The organism is Allobosea sp. 117 (assembly GCF_000702305.1).
Taxonomy (GTDB): domain Bacteria; phylum Pseudomonadota; class Alphaproteobacteria; order Rhizobiales; family Xanthobacteraceae; genus Ancylobacter.
In genome coordinates this window covers 396,976-417,487 of the sequence record NZ_JNLC01000011.1, presented here as the reverse complement: position 1 = coordinate 417,487, position 20,512 = coordinate 396,976, and the positions used below count along the sequence as shown (strand labels likewise).

At 68.8% G+C, this 20,512-nt stretch carries 19 protein-coding genes; 7 read left to right on the top strand and 12 right to left on the bottom strand.

Annotation, left to right across the window (positions count from 1 at the left end):
* Positions 1–105 precede the first annotated feature (105 nt).
* A complete protein-coding gene (locus U742_RS0108690) occupies positions 106–915 on the top strand; it encodes a non-homologous end joining protein Ku (RefSeq protein ID WP_029352093.1) in 810 nt (269 codons plus the stop codon).
* 172 nt (positions 916–1,087) lie between these two features.
* Here the strand turns inward: U742_RS0108690 and ligD are convergent, their stop codons facing one another.
* Both ligD and U742_RS0108680 read right to left on the bottom strand, forming a co-directional pair.
* Complete coding sequence (ligD, locus tag U742_RS0108685; RefSeq protein WP_029352090.1) at positions 1,088–3,706, bottom strand: DNA ligase D; 2,619 nt, start codon at positions 3,704–3,706, stop codon at positions 1,088–1,090.
* Positions 3,707–3,718: 12 nt separating this feature from the next.
* Complete coding sequence (locus U742_RS0108680; RefSeq protein ID WP_029352088.1) at positions 3,719–4,630, bottom strand: non-homologous end joining protein Ku; 912 nt, start codon at positions 4,628–4,630, stop codon at positions 3,719–3,721.
* Positions 4,631–4,830: 200 nt separating this feature from the next.
* Here U742_RS0108680 and U742_RS0108675 point away from each other — a divergent pair, with 200 nt between their 5' ends.
* The 5 genes from U742_RS0108675 to U742_RS0108655 all read left to right on the top strand — a co-directional run bounded on the left by U742_RS0108675 (position 4,831) and on the right by U742_RS0108655 (position 10,306).
* A complete protein-coding gene (locus tag U742_RS0108675; protein ID WP_029352085.1) occupies positions 4,831–5,898 on the top strand; it encodes a Gfo/Idh/MocA family protein in 1,068 nt (355 codons plus the stop codon).
* Position 5,899: 1 nt separating this feature from the next.
* Positions 5,900–7,036, top strand: coding sequence for a Gfo/Idh/MocA family protein (locus tag U742_RS0108670; protein WP_029352083.1), 1,137 nt, complete (start codon positions 5,900–5,902; stop codon positions 7,034–7,036).
* A 158-nt stretch (positions 7,037–7,194) separates the two neighbouring features.
* Positions 7,195–8,208, top strand: coding sequence for a Bug family tripartite tricarboxylate transporter substrate binding protein (locus tag U742_RS0108665; protein ID WP_029352081.1), 1,014 nt, complete (start codon positions 7,195–7,197; stop codon positions 8,206–8,208).
* Positions 8,209–8,340: 132 nt separating this feature from the next.
* A complete protein-coding gene (locus U742_RS21975; RefSeq protein ID WP_038360915.1) occupies positions 8,341–8,787 on the top strand; it encodes a tripartite tricarboxylate transporter TctB family protein in 447 nt (148 codons plus the stop codon).
* Positions 8,788–8,797: 10 nt separating this feature from the next.
* Positions 8,798–10,306, top strand: coding sequence for a tripartite tricarboxylate transporter permease (locus U742_RS0108655; protein ID WP_029352077.1), 1,509 nt, complete (start codon positions 8,798–8,800; stop codon positions 10,304–10,306).
* A 58-nt stretch (positions 10,307–10,364) separates the two neighbouring features.
* Here the strand turns inward: U742_RS0108655 and U742_RS0108650 are convergent, their stop codons facing one another.
* From U742_RS0108650 to U742_RS0108630, 5 genes are all read right to left on the bottom strand, one after another.
* Positions 10,365–11,324, bottom strand: a complete 960-nt coding sequence (locus tag U742_RS0108650; protein ID WP_029352076.1) for a LysR family transcriptional regulator — start codon at positions 11,322–11,324, stop codon at positions 10,365–10,367.
* A gap of 177 nt (positions 11,325–11,501) precedes the next feature.
* The gene (locus tag U742_RS0108645; protein ID WP_038361055.1) at positions 11,502–12,038 is read right to left on the bottom strand and encodes a carboxymuconolactone decarboxylase family protein; all 537 of its coding nucleotides are present in this window, start codon (positions 12,036–12,038) and stop codon (positions 11,502–11,504) included.
* A gap of 21 nt (positions 12,039–12,059) precedes the next feature.
* Positions 12,060–13,082 carry a Gfo/Idh/MocA family protein gene (locus tag U742_RS0108640; protein WP_051660959.1) on the bottom strand — a complete coding sequence of 341 codons (1,023 nt, stop codon included), beginning with the start codon at positions 13,080–13,082 and terminating at the stop codon, positions 12,060–12,062.
* A gap of 86 nt (positions 13,083–13,168) precedes the next feature.
* On the bottom strand, positions 13,169–14,272 hold the full coding sequence (locus tag U742_RS0108635) for an LLM class flavin-dependent oxidoreductase (protein WP_029352069.1): 1,104 nt from the start codon (positions 14,270–14,272) through the stop codon (positions 13,169–13,171).
* Complete coding sequence (locus U742_RS0108630) at positions 14,269–14,823, bottom strand: flavin reductase family protein (RefSeq protein ID WP_029352067.1); 555 nt, start codon at positions 14,821–14,823, stop codon at positions 14,269–14,271. The genes U742_RS0108635 and U742_RS0108630 overlap by 4 nt, the downstream gene beginning before the upstream one ends.
* 95 nt (positions 14,824–14,918) lie before the next feature.
* Here U742_RS0108630 and U742_RS0108625 point away from each other — a divergent pair, with 95 nt between their 5' ends.
* Positions 14,919–15,887, top strand: coding sequence for a LysR family transcriptional regulator (locus U742_RS0108625; protein ID WP_029352065.1), 969 nt, complete (start codon positions 14,919–14,921; stop codon positions 15,885–15,887).
* Here U742_RS0108625 and U742_RS0108620 read toward each other — a convergent pair.
* The 5 genes from U742_RS0108620 to U742_RS0108600 are packed head-to-tail and all read right to left on the bottom strand — an operon-like array spanning position 15,860 to position 20,456.
* The gene (locus U742_RS0108620; protein WP_029352063.1) at positions 15,860–16,309 is read right to left on the bottom strand and encodes a cupin domain-containing protein; all 450 of its coding nucleotides are present in this window, start codon (positions 16,307–16,309) and stop codon (positions 15,860–15,862) included. The genes U742_RS0108625 and U742_RS0108620 overlap by 28 nt on opposite strands.
* 16 nt (positions 16,310–16,325) lie before the next feature.
* A complete protein-coding gene (locus U742_RS0108615) occupies positions 16,326–17,420 on the bottom strand; it encodes an Ldh family oxidoreductase (RefSeq protein ID WP_081852899.1) in 1,095 nt (364 codons plus the stop codon).
* On the bottom strand, positions 17,417–18,442 hold the full coding sequence (locus tag U742_RS21970; RefSeq protein ID WP_051660958.1) for an amidohydrolase family protein: 1,026 nt from the start codon (positions 18,440–18,442) through the stop codon (positions 17,417–17,419). The genes U742_RS0108615 and U742_RS21970 overlap by 4 nt, the downstream gene beginning before the upstream one ends.
* A 9-nt stretch (positions 18,443–18,451) precedes the next feature.
* On the bottom strand, positions 18,452–19,981 hold the full coding sequence (locus U742_RS0108605; RefSeq protein WP_029352057.1) for a tripartite tricarboxylate transporter permease: 1,530 nt from the start codon (positions 19,979–19,981) through the stop codon (positions 18,452–18,454).
* Between the two features lie 22 nt (positions 19,982–20,003).
* A complete protein-coding gene (locus U742_RS0108600) occupies positions 20,004–20,456 on the bottom strand; it encodes a tripartite tricarboxylate transporter TctB family protein (RefSeq protein ID WP_038360911.1) in 453 nt (150 codons plus the stop codon).
* Positions 20,457–20,512: the final 56 nt, after the last annotated feature.

Genomic DNA, 20,512 nt, shown 5'->3' with positions numbered 1-20,512 from the left:
CGTTCCTTCGCCATGGTCGCGCCCACAGCCCGCGTGCGCCAGGGGAACACGACGCGGGGAACGGCCGTTGATAGCATCGATATCCCACAGCAGCGGGGATGCGCCATGGCGCGCGGCAGCTTCTGGAAAGGCTATCTCAAGCTCTCGCTGGTGACCTGCCCGGTCGCCATGACACCGGCCGTCTCGGAGAGCGAGAAGATCCGCTTCCACACGCTCAACCGCGCCACCGGCAACCGCGTGGTCAGCCACTATGTGGACGCCGTGAGCGGCAAGCCGGTGCGCGAGGAGGACGAGGCCAAGGGCTATCCGCGCGGCGAGGACGACTATGTCCTGCTCGATGACGAGGAGATCGGCGCGGTCGGGCTGGAGAGCACGCGCACCATCGACATCGAGATGTTCGTGCCGGCCGATTCCGTCGGCTGGATCTGGTACGACCGCCCGCACTACCTCACGCCCGACGACGAGGTCGGCGAGGAGGCCTATTGCGTCATCCGCGACGCCATGGCGGCGACCGGCACGGTCGGCATCTCCCGGCTGGTGCTCTATCGCCGCGAACGGGCGGTGATGCTGGAGCCGCGCGACAAGGGCATCGTGCTCTGGACGCTGCGCTACGGCGACGAGGTGCGCGACCCCGCCGATTATTTCGACGCCATCGGCGCCGACAAGCCGGACAAGAAGATGATGGGCCTGATCGGCGAGCTCATCAGGGAGCGCATCCGCGACTGGAGCGCCGACATGGCGGGCGATCCGGTGCAGGCGCGCCTGCTCGACCTCATCGCTGCCAAGAAGAAGGGCCGCAAGCGCCCGCCCAAAGCGGAACCGGCGCCGGAAGCACCGCCGGACAACGTGATCAACATCATGGACGCCCTGCGCCGGAGCATCGCCGCCGAAGGAAAGCCGGCGAAGAAGCGGTGATCATCCAAGGAGGCCACGTCATCCTGAGGTGCCGCGAAGCGGCCTCGGAGGATGCACTTCCGGGCGCGCGCACTGACCATCCTTCGAGGCTCGACTTCAGTCGAGCGCCTCAGGATGACGGCGTTTTCAGCGAGAGTCGCGCGACGGGCAGAGGCCGGCCCGCCGACCGGCTTCACGCCGCCTTGCGGCCAGCCGTCCTGCGCCCCTTCGATTTGCCTCCCCCCAGCGGTGCGGCGGCGGCGCGGAAGCCTTCCCACGGGTCGGCCTTGAGGGCGGCGATCCGCGTCGGCATGTTGAGCACGGTGAAATAGGCGGGTCCGATGCCCGGCGACAGCTCGTCCCAGCCGAGCGGCGCCGAGACAGCGGCACCCGGCCGCGCCCGCGTCGAATAGGGCGCCACCGCGGTCTGACCGCGCTGGTTGCGCAGATAGTCGATGAGGATCCGGCCCTTGCGCTTCGCCTTGGAGATCGTCGCGACATAGCGCTCCGGGCTGTCGGCCGCCATCGCCTCGGCGATCGCCTTGGTGAAGGCCTTGGCCTCCGGCCATTCGGCCTTCGGCTCCAGCGGCACCACCACATGCAGACCCTTGCCGCCGGAGGTCTTCACGAAGGAGGCGAGCCCGAGATCGGTGAAGCGCTGGCGCAGCTCGCGTGCGGCCTCGATCACCGCCTCCCAGGCGACGCCCTCGCCGGGGTCGAGGTCCATGATCAGAGTGTCCGGCCGCTCCCAGTCGGCCAGCGTCGAGCCCCAGGGGTGTATCTCCAGCGTGGCGCCCTGCACCAGCGCCATCAGCCCGTCGAGGTCCTCGATGGCGATGAAGGGCTCGCCGTCGGGCTCTGCGGGGTCCTTCACCAGCACGATCTTCGGGTTCAGCCCCTTCCAGGCGTGCTTCTGGAAGAACGTCTGGCCGCCGATGCCGTCCGGCGCGCGCAACAGCGCCAGCGGACGACCGACGATGAAAGGGGCGATGTGGCGCCAGACCTGCGCGTAATAATCGGCGAGGCCTTCCTTGGTGACGCCGTCGTCCGGCCAGTAGAGCCGGTCGGGATGGGTGAGCTTCACGGTGCGCCTCTGCTTTCCGGCCGCCGTGGCGGCCTCTGTGCCGGCCTCGTCTCCCGGTGTCGCGCCGGCTCCGGTCCTGGGCGTCTCGCGGACGATCTCGCGCGCCGCCTTGTCTTCCCTGAGGCCGCGAAAGGCAGCGTGCCTGAGATGCCCGTCCGCCGTCCAGGCCCGAAATTCCACCTCGGCGACGAGCTCGGGGCGCACGAAGCGCACCTGCCGGCTCTCTTCGGCAGTCAGCCGGCCCACGAAGGGGTTCTCGGCGCGCATGCGCTGCAGGCGAGCGAACAGATCGCGCGCCATCGCGTGCGAATAGCCGGTGCCGACCCGCCCGACATGGACGAGGCGGCCCTTCTCGTCATAGACGCCCATCACCAGCGAGCCGATGGCATCGCGCGCCGTGGTCGAGGGGACATAGCCGCCGACCACGAACTCCTGCCGCGCCGAGCATTTCGATTTCAGCCAGCTCCGCCCGCGCCCGGCCCGGTAGGGCGCGTCGGCGCGCTTGGAGACGACGCCTTCCAGACTCAGACGGCAGGCATGGCGCAGCACCAGCGCCCCGTTCTCCGCAAAATGGTCGCTGAAGCGCAGCGCGCCGGAGCCATGGTCGATCAGCTCCTCCAATAGACGCTTGCGCCCGGTGAGCGGCACGCCGATGAGGTCGTAGCCGTCGAGATGGATGAGATCGAAGGCGTAGAACACGAAGCGGTCGCTGCGACCCTCGCTGAGATCGGCCTGCAGCGCCGAGAAATCCGACGCCCCGGCCGCCGTCTCGACCACCAGCTCGCCGTCGATCAGCGCGGTGCCGACGGGAAGCGTACGCAGCGCGCCCGGCACGGCGGTGCCGAAGCGCCCGGTCCAATCGAGCCCGCCGCGCGTGATCAGCTTCACGCGCCCGGCCTCGATGCGGGCCTGAAGGCGATAGCCGTCGAACTTGATCTCGTGCAGCCACTGCCCGCCGGCCGGCGGGGCGGCGACCAGCGTCGCCAGCATGGGTGGCACGAAATCCGGCAGCGCGGCTTTCCGGGCACCCTTGATTCCGGCTGGATCGGACATCCCCGGCACCGCCGACGCCTGGGCTGCGCGCCGGGACGCCGCGGTCTTCTTCGGCGCGGGCGCCGGAGATGACCTGTCTATCCGCCCGGTCTTGGACGACCAGCCCGGCGCCTCGCCGGCGACGTCGGCGATCTCGCGGCCGGTCTTCACCGATTCCGGACGCTCCTCCAATATATCGGGCGCGTCCTCCGGCCGGGCGAACGCGTCGTCGCCCTTGATCAGCAGCCAGTTCTCGCGCTTCTCGCGCGGCTTGCCGTGCATGCGCACGAGATGCCAACGGCCTTTCAGCTTCTCGCCGTCGAGCTCGAAGTCGAGATGACCCTTGGCGTAGCCCTTGTGCGCGTCGCCGATCGGCGTCCAGGTGCCGCGATCCCAGACGATGACGGTGCCACCGCCATATTCCCCCTTGGGGATGGTGCCCTCGAAGTCGCCATATTCGAGCGGATGGTCCTCGACATGGACGGCGAGCCGCTTCTCGCCCGGCACCAGGCTCGGGCCCCGCGTCACCGCCCAGCTCTTCAGCACGCCGTCCATCTCCAGCCGGAAATCGTAGTGCAGGCGTGTCGCGTCGTGCTTCTGCACCACGAAGCTGTTGCCGGCGGCGCGCGCCAGGCCGCCCTTCGGCTCCGGCGTCGCCTCGAAGTTCCGCTTCTTGCGATAGGTCTCGAGCGCCATGGAGACCGTCCGTCAACTCGCCTTGCGGCGCGTCGCGGCCGCCTTCGCGGGGGATGCCCTGGCCGCAGCCTTGCGGGAAGCCGCCTTCCCTTTCGGGGCGACCTTGCCACTTCGCGCGCTTTTGGCGGCGCCCTTCGCCGGCGCCTTGCCGGCGAGCCCGGCGCTCTCGCGCAGCGCCGCCATCAGGTCCACCACCTTCTCGCGCTTACGCGCCGGAGGCGGCGTGATGGCCCGGCCCTCCAGCTTCGCCTTGACGAGATCGGCCAGTGCCGCCTCGTAGCGATCGTCGAAAGCGGCGGGGTCGAAGCTGCCCGCCTTGGTGCGGATGATGTGCTCGGCGAGCTCCAGCATCTCGCCTGCGATCTTCATGTCGGGCACGACGTCGAACGCCTCGCGCGCCGGGCGCACCTCGTAGTCGAAGTTCAGCGTCGTCGCGACCAGCCCCTCGCCCTGCGCCCGGACCAGCAGCGTGCGCACGCGCCGGAACAGCACCGCCTGCGCCACCGCCGCGACCTTGGCCGCGCGCAGCCCCTCGCGGATCAGCACGAAGGCCTCGTGCGCCGCGGCGTTGGAGGGTGCGAGGTAATAGGGCCGGTCGAAATAGACGTCGTCGATCTCCCCGCACGGCACGAAGGCGGAGACGGCCAGCGTCTTGTCGCTCTCCGGCACGGCGCTCGCGACCTCGTCGGGCTCCAGCACGACATATTCGCCGTCGGACACCTCGTAGCCCTTCACCTGCTCGTCGCGCTCTACCGGCTTGCCGGTCTCGCTGTCGACGAACTGGCGCTGAACGCGATGGCCGGTGGCGCGGTTGATGGTGTGGAAGGCGATGCGCTCGGAGGTCGAGGCGGCGGTGTAGAGCGCCACCGGGCAGGTCAGCTCGGCGATCTTGAGGAAGCCCTTCCAATTGGCCCGAGGCGCCATGTCGGCCGCTCCAATCCGCTCGAACTTGCCCGCTTCACCGCCCGGCGTTCAACGCGAAAAGCCGCCGCGCTGTTCCGCGGACCGGATGCCGAGCCATGCCATCCCACTATGTCCTGATCGCGAAAGAGTATTTGTGCCACCTGTCAGCTCATGATCCGCTCAAAGTCCAATAAAGCCAAGCGCATCGGGACGGAGACGAGATGAGGCAGGTAGATGTCGCGGTGATCGGCACCGGATGGTGCGGTGGTATTCGCGCGGAAACGCTGGCCCGCAGCCCGCTGGTGAAGCGCCTGCACATAGCCGAGACGAATGACGAGCGCCGCGCCCATGTGGCACGACTGACCGGCGCGACGACCGCCACCGCCGATTATCGCGAGCTGCTGGCCGATCCCGCCATCGAGGCGGTCTATGTCTGCGCGACGCCGGAGAGCACGCATTATCCGATCACGCTGGCGGCGCTGGAGGCCGGCAAGCACGTCTTCCTTGAGAAGCCGATCGCCATCGAGCTCACTGAAGCCGACGAGCTGATCCGCGTCGCCGCCCGCAAGGGACGCAAGTTCACCATCGGCTATTCGCAGCGCTTCAACCCGAAATTCGCCTACGCCAAGAAGAAGCTGGTTGACGGCACGCTCGGCGCGCCGGTCAGCGCGCTGGTCTCGCGCCACATCACCCGCGGCCTCGGCAAGAAGATCACCGGACGCGGCAAGCTCTCCCCCGCCGCCATGGAGGCGACCCACGACCTCGACTTCGTGTTCTGGCTGCTGGAGCCGGCCAAGCCCGTGCGCGTCTATGCGCAGGGCGTGCGCCGTGTGATGTACCCGACGACCGGCGCCTATGACTGCCAGTTCATCACCGTGACCATGGACAATGGCTGCGTGGTGGTGGTCGGCGCCGGCTGGATCCTGCCGCCGGGCTATCCGAACTTCTCCTCCACCTGGATCGAGGTGGTGGGCTCGGAGGGCGCGCTGGTCATCGACGACACCCATCGCGACGTCTGGCTCAACACCATGGGCGGCGGCAGCGTCTTCCCGATGTCGACCATGCCGGGCGAGCAGGTGGACCACGTCTATGCCGGCGCCATGGGGCCGGAGACGCTGCACTTCCTCGAAGCGGTGGTGTTCGACCGCGACGTGATGGTGACCCTGGCGGCCGCCCGCACGGTGATGGAGGTCTATATCGCCGCCGATCTCTCCTCGGAGACCAACGAGCCGGTCGACCTGCCGTTCAGCAACGCCGACGCCGTCCGCATCGCCGAAGGAGCCCTGTGACATGCGCCGCCAGTCCCCCAAAGGCATCGGCCTCGCCATCGTCGGCGCCGGCCGCGTCGGCCTGTTCCGCGGCGCGGTCGCCGCCCGCCATCCGGCGGTCGAATGGATCGGCCTCGCCGAGCTCGATCCCGAAAAGGGTAAGCGCATCGGCGCAGAGATCGGCGCCGACTTCGTGACGACCGACCACCGCGAGCTGCTCAAGCGGCCCGAGGTCACCGCCGTCATCGTCGCCACCGACGAGCATCTGCATGTCGACCCGGTGATGGCGGCGCTGGAACGCAAGCTCCCCATGCTGATCGAGAAGCCGCTGGCGACCCATCTCGACGATTCGGCCCGCGTGCTGAAGGAGATCCGCGCCTCCGGCGTCGACGCCGTGGTCGGCTACACCCAGCGCTTCCGCCGCCGCTGGCTCGCCGCCAAGGAGAAGGTGCGCACCGGCGCGCTCGGCGACGTCACCATGGTCACGTCGCGGGCCTTCATGAACCGGCTGGTGGCGATCGACAATTACCGCCGCTCCAACGCCCCGGAGACCATCTCGCCGATGGTGATCTCGGGCACGCACGCCCTCGACATCGTCATGTGGTACCTTGAGGCCAAGACCCCGGTGGAGGTCTATGCCCGCTCGGTCGACAAGGTGCTCGGCCCGGACTGGCGCGGCATCGACGGCACCGCCGGCATGATCATGATGAGCGACGGCTCGATCTACCATCTCAACATCTCCTGGGCGCTGCCGGTGACCTGGCCGGGCGCGGTCTACAGCCTCGAGGTCGGCATCGTCGGCACCACCGGCGTGCTCACCATCGACGACACCCACCGCGACATCGTGCTGGCGGTCTCGGCGCCGCAGGCGGAGGGCTACCTGCCGGACAAGAGCCGGCTGGTCGACTTCATGGGCAGCTATCCGCCCGGCGACATGGCGCTCGGCGAATTGCGCGGCCCGATGCGCACCGAGACCGAATCCTGGCTCAACCGCATCGCGCTCGACCTGCCGACGCAGCACGCCACCGCCGCCGAGGCGCATAACCGGCTGATGCTGACCAAGGCGCTCGACCTGTCGGCGAAGCTGAAGCGGCCGGTTCCCCTGCCGCTGGAAGTCGAAGGGGAACGTGAACTGATGCGCGAGGCCGCGATGGCGTGAACGGTTCCGGCCGGGCGCGAAGCGGTTCGCGTCCGCAACTGCAAGGAAAGACAGACGGGAGTGCCCCTTTCGTTCGGCCAAATGACGGCTGAACATGCCTTCAACCGGCGGCGCCAGCACAGAACAAAACGCGGCGCCGCGTTTCCTGGGAGGGAACGATGACCGACAGCGTAAAGTTCAGCCGGCGGCAGGCCGGCATCGCCTTCATCACCGGCGCGGCTCTCGCGGCGGGGCTGCTCGCGGCCCCGTCGGCGCGGGCGCAGTCCGACTATCCGAACCAGCCCATCACCGTGATCGTGCCCTTCGCGCCGGGCGGCGCCTCCGACTTCGCCGCGCGGCTGCTGCAGCCGAGGCTCTCCGAAATCCTCGGCCAGCAGATCGTGGTCGAGAACCGCGACGGTGCCGCCGGCAATGTCGGCATGGACATCGCCGCGCGGGCCAAGCCGGACGGCTACACGCTGTTCCTCGGCAATGTCGGCACCGTATCGATCAACCCGTTCATCTTCTCCAGCCTGCGCGTGAAGCCGCTGCAGGACTTCATCCCGGTGTCGATCGTCGCCGACACGCCCGGCCTGATGATCGCCAACCCCGCCTTTCCGCCGAACAACGTCAAGGAGCTGGTGGAATATGTGAAGGCGCGGCCCGGCCAGGTGAACTTCGCCTCGCCCGGCACCGGCTCGGTGAACCGGCTGGAGATGGAGGCGTTCCGCCGCGAGGCCGGCCTCGACATGATCCACGTGCCCTACAAGGGCGGCGCCGGCCCCGCCGCCGCCGACGTGATGGGCGGCCATGTCAGCCTGATGTTCGTGACCATCTCGTCGGGCATCAACCATGTGAAGGGCGGCCGGCTGAAGGCGCTCGGCGTGACGACGAAGCAGCGCGTCGCGCAGCTTCCCGACGTGCCGACCATGACCGAGCAGGGCTACCCGAAGAGCGTCTCCTCGTCCTGGCAGGGCATATTGGTGCCGGCCGGCACGCCCGAGCCGATCGTCAACAAGCTGCACGCGGCGGTCGTCGAGGCGATGAAGGACCAGAAGATCCGCGACCGCATGGCGGAATCCGGCGTCATCGCGGTGTCGAGCGCGAGCCCCGCCGAGTTCAAGGCATACATCGCCGCCGATGCCGCGAAGTGGGGCGCCATCATCAAGGAGATCGGCGCCAAGGCGGACTGATCGTCCATCCATCGGGCGCCGCGAAGTTCTTGTCCCCGACCGTCTCGGATGCGCCATCGGCGATCCGGGACGCGTCGTCGCAAATGCCGCCTTCTCCGTCGTGATGGCCGCCGCGCCATCGGAAGGGACGCCATGAACATCAGACTTTCCACGGACTTCCTGACCGGCCTGCTGTTCTGCGGGCTCGGCGCGCTCGCCATCATCATCGGCTCGGACTATCCGGTCGGCACCGCCTCACGCATGGGCGCCGGCTATTTCCCGCGCATCATCTCGGTCGGCCTCATCCTGCTCGGCGGCGTCCTGATCGTGCGCTCGTTCCTTACCGAGACGGAAGAAGTCGGGCGCATCGATCCGCGCCCGCTGGTGATCCTGCTGGCAAGCGTGCTGGCCTTCGGCCTCCTTATCGAGGACTGGGGATTCCCGCTCGCCGGGCTCGTCGTGGTGATCGGTGCGAGCCTCGCCGGCCGGCATTTCCGGCCGCTCGAGACGGGGCTGCTGGCGGTCGGACTGGTGGTCGCCTGCACGCTGCTGTTCTCCTACGGCCTCGGCCTCAATCTTCCCCATACGCGGTTCTGGTGAGGCGACGGGCATGGAGCTGTTCAACGAACTTCTGCTCGGATTCTCGGTCGCGCTGACGCCGACCAATCTCGCCTACGGCTTCCTCGGCGTCCTTCTCGGCACCATCATCGGCGTGCTGCCGGGCCTCGGGCCGGTCGCCACCATCTCGATCCTGCTGCCGGTCACCTTCGCGCTGCCGGCACCCGCAGCGCTGATCATGCTCGCCGGCATCTATTACGGCGCTCAATATGGCGGCTCGACCACGGCGATCCTCGTCAACCTGCCGGGCGAGAGTTCCTCGGTTGTCACCGCCATCGACGGCTACCAGATGGCGCGCAAGGGCCGCGCAGGCCTGGCGCTCGCCACTGCCGCACTGTCCTCCTTCCTCGCCGGCACGCTCGCCACCGTGGTGATCGCGGTGGCCGCCCCCGCGCTCGCCGAGGTCGCGCTCGATTTCGGCCCGGCCGACTATTTCTCGCTGATGCTGTTCGGCCTCATCGCCGCGGTGATCCTCGCCCACGGCTCGGTCATCAAGGCGATCGGCATGATCCTGGTCGGCATCCTGCTCGGCACCATGGGCATCGATGCCAATACCGGGCTGGAGCGCTACACCTTCGGCGTACCGACCTTCGGCGACGGCATCGACTTCGCCGTCATCGCCATGGGCATGTTCGGCATCGGCGAGACCATCGCCAATCTGGAACGCGGCGAGGCGAGCCGCACCTTCGTGAAAGAGGTGCGCGGCCTGTGGCCGAGCTTCGCGGAGATCCGCTCCTTCCTCAAACCCGCGCTGCGCGGCACCGTGCTCGGCGGCTGCCTCGGCCTGCTGCCGGGCGGCGGGCCGGTGCTCGCCTCCTTCTCGACCTATGCCCTGGAGAAGAAGCTCTCGAAGGAACCCGGCCGCTTCGGCCATGGCGCCATCGAGGGCGTCGCCGGGCCGGAGGCCGCCAACAACGCCGCCGCCCAGACCGCCTTCATCCCGATGCTGACCCTCGGCCTGCCGTCCAGCGCGGTGATGGCGCTGATGATCGGCGCGCTGATGATGCAGGGCCTCTCCCCCGGCCCGCAGCTCATGAACCAGCGCCCGGACCTGTTCTGGGGGCTGATCGCCTCGATGTGGCTCGGCAATCTGATGCTGGTCATCCTCAACCTGCCGCTCGTCGGCATCTGGGTGAAGCTGCTCTCGGTGCCCTACCGAATGCTCTATCCGGCGATCATGCTGTTCTGCTGCATCGGCGTGTACTCGATCCACAACAACGCGCTCGACGTGGTGCTGGCGGCGATCTTCGGCGGCTTCGGCTTCATCGCCCAGCGCCTGCGCTGCGAGCCGGCGCCGCTTCTGCTCGGCTTCATCCTCGGGCCGATGATCGAGGAGACGCTGCGCCGCGCTTTGCTGATCTCCCACGGCGACCCAACGGTGTTCGTCACGCGGCCGATCAGCCTCACCTTCCTGGTGATGGCCTTCCTGCTGCTGATCGTCCTCGTCGCACCGATGATCCGCATGACGCGGCAAAAGGCCTTCGAGGAAGGCGCCGAGTGAGGCAAAGCAAAACGGCCGGGCAGGTGCCCGGCCGATCCTCTTCTCGAAATGGCGAGGTTCAGGCGACGCCGGCGAGCGGGCGCTCCTGCACCGGGCTCCAGTGTGGCGCGCTCTCGGGCAGCGCGCTGAAGATGCCGCGTTGCGCCAGCGTGTCGATCTCCGCCCGCAGCAGCCCCATCACCGCATGCGCCGCCGGGCTGAGCTGCTCGCCGACATGCGAGAGCATGATGGTGCGGCTGAGATTGACCCCGCCGACCGCGAGGCCGGTCAGCAGCCCGTCGTCGATCTCCTTGCGGAAGGCGGAGATCGGCATGATCGAGGTGCCGCGCCCGCGCAGCAGCATGCGGCGGATCGCTTCCACCGCGTCGATCTCGCAATCGACCTCGATGCACACGCCGTGCGAGGCGAGCTGCTCGTCGACCAGCGCCCGGATGCCGCGCGTCACCAGCATCGGCGTCGAGGCGAGCTCGTCCAGCGTCACCACCGGCGAGACGCCACGCGACTGGCGCGGCATGACGACGACGATCGGTTCGGTGAGCACGGCGGTGAAGCGCAGCGCGCGGTTCGGCGGCGGGTTGGTGAGCAGCGCGATGTCGACCTGGCCGTTCATCACGTCGATCTGCAGCCGGCGCGTGAATTCCTCGACGATGGTCAGGTTGATCGCCGGATAGGTGTTGGCGCAGCGCTCGATGAGCCCCGGCGCCAGCAGCGAGGACAGCGTCGGCGAGATGCCGACCACGACGCGGCCGGAGAGGCAGTCCCCGCCCATGTTCATGTCCTCGCTCGCCCGCGCCACCTCCTGCAATATGCGCCGGCTGTGCTGCAGGAAGCGGCGGCCGGCGAAGGTGAGCTGCACGCCGCGCGGGAGCCTCACCAGCAAGGGCGTGCCGACCTCGGTCTCGATGCGTTGGATGTGGCGGCTGAGCGCGGGCTGGACGATGCCGAGATCGCGGGAGGCCCGCGTGATGCTGCCGAGCTCGGCCACGCGCACGAAGGCTTCGATGCTGCGCAATTCCATGGCGTCTTCCTCCGGTCCGGGGCGCCGTTCAGTGCGGCGCTCCGCTAGAACCCTTTCCGATCAGGTGGAATCACCTGATCGATAAGAAAGTGCTCTCGATTCAATTGGCTGGAGCATTCTCCGGTCGCGAAGGTCGATCAACTTTCGCGGAAAATGCTCTTATGTGCGTCAATCCTCTCATGCTGGCGGCGGCACGCGAAAGATGCGCAGGGCGATCGCGAGCATGGAGTAGTAGCCCATCAGCCCGGTGAGCTCGATCACCGTGCGCCGCCCGAAACGCGCGCAGGCGGCATCGAACAGCGCGTCCGGCACCTCGCGCTCCCGGTAGAAGGCGGCGGCGAAATCGTGGACCAGCGCCGCGTCGGGATCCGAGAAATCGGGCCGGCGGCCGGCGGCGATCGCCTCGATCTCCGCCTCCGGCACGCCCGCCCTGCGGGCCTCGCCGGCATGCACGCCGAATTCGTAGGGCGCGTTCCAATGGGCGGCGGTGACGAGGATCACCGTCTCGGAGAGGCGCGGCGGGAGCCCCGTACGGTAGCGGCAGAAGGCCCCCACCGCCTGCGCCGTCTCGGCGAGTTCCGGGCTCTCGACATAGATGTGGAACGGTGCCGGCACCTGGCCGGCGCGCGGCCGGCCGATGTCGTCGAAGATGCGGCGCTGCTCCGCGTCGAGCTCCGCCCGGTCCAGTTCGCGGTAGCGGGGCTTTTCGGTCATCGCGTCCATCCCCGCCGCCCCTCACGCGCTCTCGGCGAGATCGGGCCGGCTGTCATGGACCACGACGGGAGCGTTGGCGGCGACGGAGCGGCAGATCGCCTCCAGCACGGCGATGTTGCCGATCTTCTGCTCGTCGGTGAAGCAATAGGGCGCGCCGTCCTCGATCGAGGCGGCGAAGGCTTCGAGATTGGCCTTCACCGTGTCGGTCCACTCATAGTCGCGCAGCTCGCGCCTCCCGTCCTTGTGCTGGACGGTCAGCGTCGTCGGTCCCGGCGTGTCGGGATGGGTATGGTTGCGCGTCTCGACCCAGGCCTCGGTGCCGAACACCGTCATGCCGATATAGAGCGGCGTGACGAGGATGGCGTTGAGATAGCCCGTCGCCCCCGAGGCGAAGCGGGCATGCACCGAGACGACGTCGCCGTTCGCCCGGTCCGAGGCCCGGCTGGCGGTGGAGGCGTAGACCTCCGAGATCGGCCCGAAGATGTCGAGGAAGGCATCGGTGAGGTGGATGCCCATCGCCGTCATGCCGGCGGCGGGCGCGTCGACGCTGGAAGCCCGCCAGTCGGTCTTCGGCACGGCTGCCAGCTTGTCGTGGCTGAAATTCGCCTCGACATGGGCGATGGTGCCGAGCGCGCCGGACGTCACCAGCCGCCGGATCTCCAGCATCGCCGGCTCGAAGCGCCGCTCATGGCCGATGCCGAGCTTCACCCCGGCGGCGCGGCAGGCGGCGACTGAGCGCTCGGCGTCGGCGCGGGTGAGCGCCAGCGGCTTCTCACAGAACACGTGCTTGCCGGCGCGGGCGACCTGCGCCACCTGAGCGGTGTGCAACGAGTGCGGCGTGCACAGGATCACTGCGTCGATAGACGGGTCGTTCAGCACGTCCTCCCAGCGCGTGGTGAGCGGGATGCCGTGCTCGGCTGCGAATGTCGCCTGCGCGTCGGATGTGTCGATCGCCGCGACGATGCGCAGCCTGTCGGAATCCGCCATGCGGCGGATCATGTGCTTGCCCCACCAGCCGAGCCCGGCGATCGCGGCACGGATCATCTCTTTCCTCCCGGAGCCTGCTCCACGGCAGGCCCTCATCTTTCAATCGAGCGCCTTTCGATCGGGCGAGCCGCCCGCGAAAGGCTCTAGGCGGCGGCGGTGGCGGCGGACGAGGCGTCGTTCACCGCCGGCATGACCTTCTCCGCCATCAGCTCCAGCGAGCGGATGGCGAGGTTGCGATCGGCCCAGTCGTGGCCGGCATAGAGCAGCGTGCCGAACGGGCCGATCTCGTCCCGGAAGGCGGCGAGTTCGTCCGCCACCTTCTCGGGCGTGCCCCAGATCACGAGGTCGTCGAGCACGCTTTCCACCGTCACCGACGAATCCGGCGCGTTCTGGTCGCGCTTGAACAGATTGGCGCGTCCGTTGCCGACCAGCTTGGTCGCCAGCGAGTTGTAATAGGCATAATAGGGCGAGCCGGGCTCGGTGGCATAGCGCCGGGCGGTGGCGAGGTCGTCGGCGACGAAGATGCTCTTCGCCACCCGCCAGTTGGCCGCGTCGGCCGGCCGGCCGCCCTTCTGGCAGCCCTCGACATATTTCGGCCAGTGGGTCTTCACCCATTGCGGCAGCAGGAAGTTGGCGGAGATCGGATCCCAGCCGCGCGCCGCCGCCTCCGTCACGCCCTTGGAGAAGGGCGCCACCGCGGTTACCACGATTGGCGGGTGCGGGCGCTGATAGGGCTTGTGGATGGCGCCCTGCCCGAGCTTCGGCATGTTGGTGCGCGCGGTCGAGATGGTCCAGTGCTTGCCGACGCGCTCGTAAGGCGGTTCGCCCGACCAGATGCCGAGCACGTGGTCGATCGCCTCGACGAACATCTCGGTGCGGTCCTTGTCGAGATTGCCGAACACCTCGGCGTCGGAGAGCAGGCCGCCGGGGCTGATGCCCATCAGGTAGCGGCCCTCGGCCATGTGATCGACCATCGCCACCTCGGCGGCCACTCGCGCCGGATGCTGGTTCGGCAGGTTGATGGTGCCCGAGCCGAGCTTGATGGTCTTGGTCTCGTTGAGCAGCCAGGCGATGAAGATCAGCGAGGAGGTGATGGTCTCAGCCGCATCGGTGACATGCTCGCCAAAGAACGCCTCGCAGAAGCCGAGCTTCTCCGCGATGAGGCAGAACTCCCGGTCCTCCTTCAGCGTCTCGTTCAGCGGCCGGCCGACCGGATGGATGGGCATGGTGAAGAAGCCGAGCTTCATGATGCGTGTTCCCGGGTGGCGTTTGCGGTGGCCTCGGCGGGATCGGCAAGCAGCGCCGGACTGCACAGCGCACCGGCCGAGAAAACCAGCGGCTCGCCGTCGCTATGGGTGGCGCGCTCCACCCGGCCGAGGAAGATGTGATGGTCGCCGGCCTCGATGACCTTCTCGGTGCGGCATTCGAAGCGGGCGATGGCGTTCTCGATCAGCGGGCAGCCATAAAGGCCCGGCCGGTGCGGGACGTCGGCGAACTTGTCGGGATGAGGCGTCGCGAAGTGCCGGCACAGCCGGCGCTGATGGGTGCCGAGCACGTTGATCGCGAAGCAGCCGGCCTCCAGGAAGCCGGCCAGCGAGGGCGCGTTGCGCCTGAGGCTCCACAGCACCAGCGGCGGATCAAGCGAGACCGAGGAGAAGGAATTCGCCGTCAGCCCTTCGATCCGGCCGGCGGAGGTGCGGGTGGTCACCACTGTCACGCCGGTCGCGAAGCGCCCGAGCGCCCGCCGGAAATGGCTGTGATCATCCGCGGAGCGGAATTCGATGACGTGTTCGCCCATGAAAGGGAGGTTAGGGCGCTCGACCACACTCCAGAAATGATATGATCTGCTCCGGATCATCAGGATTCGTAATGACGTTGGGGTAGCAGTGCCAAATGAGCGACACGCTCCGCGATATCCGCCTCTTCGTCGCCGCCTATGAGGAACGTTCCTTCACCGCCGCGGCCGAGCGCGAGCACGCCACGCAATCCGGCGTGTCGCAGCACATTCGCAAGATCGAGGACCGCTTCGGGGTGAAGCTGTTCAGCCGTGGCGGCGGCATGGTGCAGCCCACCCCGGCCGGCGACAGCTACTACCGGCATTGCATCGAGCTGCTGCGCCTCAACGAGAGCGCCAACCGCGCGGTCGGCCGCTTCGGCGCCGGGCTCGACGGCGAGATGATGGTGGGGCTGATGCCGACCATGACGCGCAGCGTGCTGGCGCCCGCCCTCGCCCGCTTCGTCTCGGCGCACCCCAACGTGACGGTCCGCGTGCTGGAGGCGTTCTCGGCCGCGCTCACCCAGCGTGTGCGGGCGGGCGAGCTCGCCTTCGCCATCGTGCCCGCCACCTCCGGCACGGTCGGCGTGAAGATGACGCGCTTCGCCTACACGCCGGAAGTGCTGGTCTCCGGCGCCGCCGCGGCACGTCCGCACATGGCGCCGGTGCGCCTTTCCGATCTCGGGCCGCTGAAGGTGGTGCTGCCGAGCGCGCAGAACGTGCGGCGGGTCAATCTCGAGACCTACTTCGCCTCGAACGGCGTGACGATCGCCCAGCGCCTGGAGCTCGACGCGATGATGGGCACGCTCGACTTCATCGCCGACAGCGACTGGGTGGCGATCCTGCCCGGGCTGATGATGGCGAAGGACGCGATACAGGGCGCACCGGGCATGCCGCGGGCGCTGACCGTCAATCCGATCGCCGACCCGCCGGTCGGCATGGACCTCGTGCTGATCGAGCCGGCCCGCCATCCGCTGGCGCCAGCCGCGGGCGCCTTCCTCGACATACTGGCCGAGGAGACGGCGCGCATCGGCAGGGTATGGGGCACCGAGGCCGGCCTCTATCCCGAGGCGACGCCCGGCTCGTAATAGCCCCCGCTCGTCGTGCCGTCCGCTGCCTTGCCGGCGATGCCGTGGGTGAGGTCCTTCACCACGAAGAAGATCACGTCCTCCTCGGGCAGCGCGACGGTGGAATGGACCACGTTCGGCGGGAAATAGATGAGCGTGCCCGGCCCGGCGATGCGCTCGGGCTCGCCCTCGATGTTCACCTTGAGCCGACCCTGCACCACATAGTTCCACTGCTCGTTGGGGTGCGAATGCGGCCGCGCGCCGGTGCCGCGCGCCTTGTGCATCAGCCCGCATTGGGTGCGAATGCCCTCGACCACGCCGCCGAAGGCGGTGGAATAGCCGGGGCCGGTCTCGATGCCGGGCAGCTCGGCGAGCTGGAACAGATAGGCGCCCTCGCCGGCCTTGAAGGCCCCTGCATTGACGGTCTTGCGCTCCTCGGACATGCGGTACTCCTTCAATTCAGACGCGGGCGGCGAGCGGGTCAATTCCCAGCTCCTGCGCGAGATCGTCGAGCTGCCGGCGCAGCGGCGCGCTGAGCGGCACGCCCTCCCGGTCGCGCCGGGCGCGCAGCGTCGCCCGACGGTCTCCGGGGATGCGCACGCCCCCGGTTCCCGGCAGCGGCGCGTCGGCGCGCAGTTCGTCGAGCTGGCGCTGCAGCAGCGGAGCGAACAGCTCCACCGGCATCAACCGCCCGACATCGAGCGCGAGGATGAAATGGCCGGTATTCGCCTCGGTCGTCGAATCGGCGTTGAAGTCGACCACCTCCGTGCCGAAGGCAGCGCCGTTCAGCGTGCCGGCGAGGATGCCGAGCACCAGCGCGAGGCCAGAGCCCTTGTGCCCGCCGATCGGCAGCAGGATGCCCTCATTGGTGCGGCTGGAATCGGTCAGCGGCGAGCCGTCGCGCCGGCTCACCATCCAACCCTCCTCGAGCGGACGGCCCTGCTGGGCATATTTCTTCACCGTGCCGTAGGAAACTGCGGTGGTGGCTATGTCGAGCACCACCGGCGGTTCCGCGCCGCAGGGAATGGCGACGGCGAGCGGGTTTGTGCCGAGCAGCGGGGTGGTGCCACCCCACGCCGCCATGTGGTTGGCGCTCGCCACCACCGAATAGATGCCGACCATGCCCTCGCGCGCCAGCATCTCGACATAGAGCGCGGCCGGCCCGGCATGGTTCGAGCGGCGCGCGCCGACCCAGGCGACCCCGCTCTCGCGGGCGAGCGCCACGGCGGTCTCGGCCGCGCGGCTCATCACCAGATGGCCCATGCCGTTATCGCCCTCGACCAGCGCCACCGCCGGCGCCTTGCGTTCGACGCTGATCGCCGGGCGCGGATTCATGCCGCCGGCCCTGAGGCGCCGCACATATTGCGGCAGCCGGAAGATGCCGTGCGCATCCGCGCCCGTGAGATCGGCCTCGACCATGAGCTGCGCGACCCGCGCCGCATCCTCGGGCGGCAGGCCGCAGGCACCCATGGCGTCGGCGATGAGCCCGCGCATGGCGGAAGGTACGAGCGGGGCGTCCGCCGGTGCGTCGGTCCGCAATTCGGCGGCGCTCATGCGCGCGCCCTCAGACGCCCCGGCTCGGCCGCGCCGAGGAAGTCGGCCGCCGTGCCGCCGAGGATCCGCGCCGTCTCGGACGCCGGAAGCCCGGCGGCACGCACCTGCCGCGCGCATTCGAGCGTGCCCATGTCGAAGGGATAATCGCTGCCGAGCACGACGTGGTCGGCTCCGAAGGTGTCGGTGAGGTAGCGCAGCGCCGGGCCGAAATGCGTCAGCGTGTCGAAATAGAAGCGGCGGATCGAGTCTTCCGGGCTGCCCTTCAGATGCGCCCGGCACTCGGGCCGCTCCTTCCAGCCATGCACCATGCGCCCGAGCTGAAACGGCAGGAAGCCGCCGCCATGGACGAGACAGATGCGCAGCTTCGGGTACCGCTCCAGCACCCCGGCGAAGACGAGGCACGCGCCGGCGATGGTCGTCTCCAGCGGGTTGCCGATCAGGTTCTTGAGATAGAACTCCTTCGTGCGCTCGGGCGCCGCCGTCTTCTGCGGATGGATCAGGATGAAGGCGCCGAGCTCCTCCGCCGTCGCCCAGAGCGGCTCCAGCCCCGGATCGTCGAGATTGCGCCCCTCGATATGCGAGCCGATCTGCGCGCCGGCGAGGCCGAGCTGCGTGACGGCCCGGCGCAGTTCGTCCGCCGCCCGCTTCGGGTCCTGCATCGGCAATGTGGCGAGACCGATCAGCCGGTCGGGATGCTTGCGCGCGAGATCGGCGATCGCCTCGTTCTGGATCGCGCACAGCGCGCCGGTGAGCGCCGCCTCGCGGTCATAGAGGAAGGTCTGCGGACAGTTGCAGACCACCTGCCGATCGATGCCGGCGAAGTCGAGATCGGCGAAGCGCCGGTCGAGATCCCAGCCGCCGCGCGGGAACGGGCGCTGCACGATGTCGCCGACCTTCAGCACGCCGCCCTCGGCATCCACCTCGCTCAGGCTCGGGCCGATATCGGGCGCCTCGCGGCGCATCCGCCCCATCATCTCCTCGGTGAGGATGTGGGCGTGCACGTCGATCACCGGTGTGGTCATGTCTTCTCCCTAGTCGGACGAGTGTGAGACGAGCCGGTCGACGCCGGCCCGCCGCGCCGCGCGGCGGGCAAGCAACACATTGACGACCGGCAAGGCGAGCGAGCCGATGACGAGCAGCGCCAGCACCGCCGAGAGCGGGCGCTCGACGAAGATCGAGAGGCTGCCTTCCGAGAGCATCAGGCTCTGGCGCAGCGAGGTCTCCATGAGCTGCGCCAGCACCACGGCGAGCACCAGCGGCGCGCGGGGGATGTCGGCGCGGATCATCAGATAGCCGATGACGCCGAAGGCGAGCGTCAGCCCGACATTGAACAGGCTGAGGCTCACCGCATAGGCACCGACCAGCGAGATGATCAGAATACCCGGCACGAGGTAGGAGTAGGGGATGCGCAGCACGGAGGCGAAGAGCGGCGCCATCGGCAGGTTCATGATCAAAAGGATCACATTGCCGATGAACATCGAGGCGATGAGCCCCCAGACGAGGTCCGCCTGCTCGGTGAGCAGCATCGGGCCGGGGCGGATGCCGAGCAGCACCAGCGCGGCCAGCAGCACGGCGGTGGAGGCCGATCCCGGAATGCCGAGCGCCAGCATCGGCACCATGGCGCCATGCGCGGCCGAGTTGTTGGCGGATTCGGCCGCCGCCACGCCGTCCAGCGCGCCGTGACCGAAGCGCTCGGGATGGCGGCTCGCCTTCTTCTCGACGACATAGGCGAGCAGCGAGGCAACGGTGGGCCCGGCGCCGGGCATCAGCCCGATGACGAAGCCGATCAGCCCGCCGCGCAGGATCGCCATGCGGCACTCCGCCCAGTCCTTCGCGGTGAGCCACATGTCCTTCAGCCGGGTCTTCACCGGCTGCATGTTCTGCGGCTCCTCCATCGAGGCGAAGATCTCGGCGATGCCGAAGATGCCGATGGCGACAGGCAGGAAGTCGATGCCCTCCATCAGGTCCAGCGAGCCGAAGGTGAGGCGCTCGGTGCCTTGGATCGGGTCGGTGCCGACCAGCGCGATCATCAGCCCGAGCACCGCGCCGATCATCGCCTTCACCGGCGAGCCGGTGCCGAGGCTGGCGGTGGCGGTGATGCCGAGCAGGGCGAGCAGGAAATATTCCGGCGCCGAGAAGCGCAGTGCGAAGGCGCTAAGCGCCGGGGTGAGGAAGACGAGCGCGATGACCGCCCCGACCCCGGCGATGAAGGAGCCGATCGCCGCCACCGCCAGCGCCTGACCGGCCCGGCCCTTGCGCGCGAGCTGGTTGCCGTCCACCGCGGTCATCACGCTCGCCGCCTCGCCCGGCACGTTAACCAGCACCGAGGTGAGCGTGCCGCCATACATGCCGCCATACATGATGCCGGCGAGCATCACGAGCGCGGTCACCGGCTCGAGGCCGAAGGTGACCGGCAGCAGCAGCGCCATGCCGGCCGACGGCCCGATGCCGGGAAGCGCGCCGATGAGCTGGCCGAGCGTGACGCCGATCAGCACGAACAGCAGGTTGGTCGGCGTGAAGGCGACCTCGAAACCCTGAGCGAGCGAAGCCAGAACGTCCATTCCGATCTCCGAATGAGCGAGGTCACACGCCGAAGGCGCCGCGCGGCAGCGCAATGCCCAGCCAGGCGACGAAGACGCCGTAGACGAGCCCGATCACGATCACCGTGGTGGCGATGGTCGGCAGCAGCGGACGCCGCTCGACGCCGAGCAGCAGATAGAGGCAGAACAGGATGCCGGCCGGGATGAAGCCGATCAGCGGGATGGCGGCGAGCAGGGCGAACAGCCCGACGGCGACCCCGCCGACCCGCATCAGGCCGCGCCGGTCGGGAAAGCTGTGCGGCGTCCCGTCGTGCTCGGACAGCGTGCCGACGAGCAGCACGACCGCGAGAACCACGCCGGCGAACCCGACCCAGAAGGGAGCGAAGGCGGAGCCCGGCGCGAAATCGGCCCAGTAGGGCAGATGCCATGTGCCGAGTAGCACGCCCGCGGACAGGGCGAAGAGCACCAGCGACACGACGATGTTGGTTGCTTTCACGCGCACCTCCGGCACCGGTCGGGCTGCGGAAGGGACGGCGGACACGAGGCGCCGCC